The organism is Oscillibacter sp. KLE 1745 (genome assembly GCF_000469445.2).
Taxonomy (GTDB): Bacteria; Bacillota; Clostridia; order Oscillospirales; family Oscillospiraceae; genus Oscillibacter; species Oscillibacter welbionis.
On sequence record NZ_KI271703.1, the window covers coordinates 21,590 to 23,356 of the forward strand.

The following is a 1,767-nucleotide window of genomic DNA, read 5'->3' on the forward strand; positions in this document are numbered from 1 at the left end:
CCTCCTGCCGCTTTTGGCGGCCGTCTTTTTGGCGGCCGGTTTCTTGGCTGCCGTCCGCTTTCTGGCGGCAGGCTTCTTCTCCGGTGCGGCCGGAGCGGCCTCCTCAGCCGCCGGCTCGGCGGACGATTGTGCCGCTTCCGCGGTCGGCTGCGGAGCAGGTTCGTCAGATGCGGGCTCCGCCGCTTCCGCGGGGGCGGTCTCTTCCGCGGGAGCGGATTCCTCCGCCGGGGCGGACTCTTCTGTCCGGACGGGCTCCTCCGCAGGGGGCCAAGGCTGGCCGGTGACGGTGCTGTAAATGTGCAGGTACTCCCCCGCGCTCCGGGCCCAGCTGAAATCGCAGGCCATAGCCCGCGCCCGCAGCCGGGCGAAGGCGTCGGGATAGTCCTTGTAAAGATACACCGCCTCCCGGATCACATACAGCATATCACTGCCGGCGTAATTTGCAAAGGTAAATCCGTTGCCGGCGTCCCTCCAGGACTCGTACGGGCTGACGGTGTCCTTCAGTCCGCCGGTCTCCCGGACGATGGGCACGGTGCCGTACCGCATGGCGATCATCTGACTCAAGCCGCAGGGCTCGCTCTTGGAGGGCATCAGGAACAGATCCGCGCCTGCATAGATGGCCATGGACAGCTCCTCGTTGTAGTCCAGGCGCACGGCCATGCGGCCGGAATACTGCTGGGCCGCCCACTGGAAGAACTCCTCGTACTTCCGGTCCCCCTTGCCCAGGATCACCATCTGCAGGGGCAGCTCCATCATGTCGTGGAGCACCTCGCACACCAGATCCAGGCCCTTGTGGGACACCAGGCGGCTGACGATGCCCACGATGGGAACGTAGGGCTCCTGCCGCAGGCCCATGAGCTTCTGCAGCTCCGCCTTGTCCGTCTGCTTGCCCGCCATGTCCGCCGCGCTGTAATTGACGGCGATGTGGGGATCCGCGGCGGGGTCATACCGCTTCACGTCGATGCCGTTCAGCACGCCGGAGAGCTTGTAGCCGCAGCGGCGCATGATGCCGTCCAGCCGGTGGGCGAAGTAGGGCATCTTCAGCTCGTTGGCGTAAGTAGGAGAGACGGCGTTGACGGCGTCGGCGCACAAAATGGCGCCCTTCAGCAGGTTCACGTCCCCGTCCATCAGAATGGTGCCGTCATCCGCCCAGCCGTGGTCCAGGCCGAACAGGTCCCCCAGGGTCTGGCGGCCGTAGCGGCCCTGGTACTCAATATTATGAATGGAGAGCACGGTCCGGATACTCCGGAACCGCTCCTCCCGCACGCTGTCGTCCTTCAGATAGATGGGCACCAGGGCGGTCTGCCAGTCGTTGCAGTGGATGACCTCCGGCCAGAACCTCAGGTGGGGCAGCATCCGCACCACGGCCCGGGAGAAAAATCCGAACCGCTCGCCGTCGTCCATGTAGCCGTACAACTCCGGACGCCGGAAATACTGCTCGTTGTCCAGGAAGTACCAGGTGACGCCGTCCCGTTCCATGGAGAACAGCCCGCAGTAGCTGTGGCGCCAGGCCAGGTCCACATAGTCGTAGCATTCAAAATGCAGCTGGTCGCTGAATTTCTCCTTCACCTTCTGGTACAGGGGCAGCACCACCGCCACATCCGCGCCCTGGGCCGCCAGCGCCGCAGGCAGGGAGCCCGCCACATCCGCAAGGCCTCCGGTTTTGCAGAACGGAACCGCCTCGCTGGCCGCATATAAAATCTTCATAGTCCTCTCCTTTCACGCTCATGCGCCCCGCCCTCCGGCAGGGTCAGGGACCGGCGGGGG

1 protein-coding gene is annotated in these 1,767 nt (G+C 65.0%); it reads right to left on the minus strand.

The genetic code is table 11. The annotated features are described in order from the left end of the window. Nucleotides 1-1,707, minus strand: a 1,707-nt coding sequence (gene glgA / locus HMPREF1546_RS05365; RefSeq protein ID WP_021751759.1) for a glycogen synthase GlgA, incomplete at its 3' end; no start/stop codon positions are given. Between the last annotated feature and the right edge of the window lie 60 nt (nucleotides 1,708-1,767).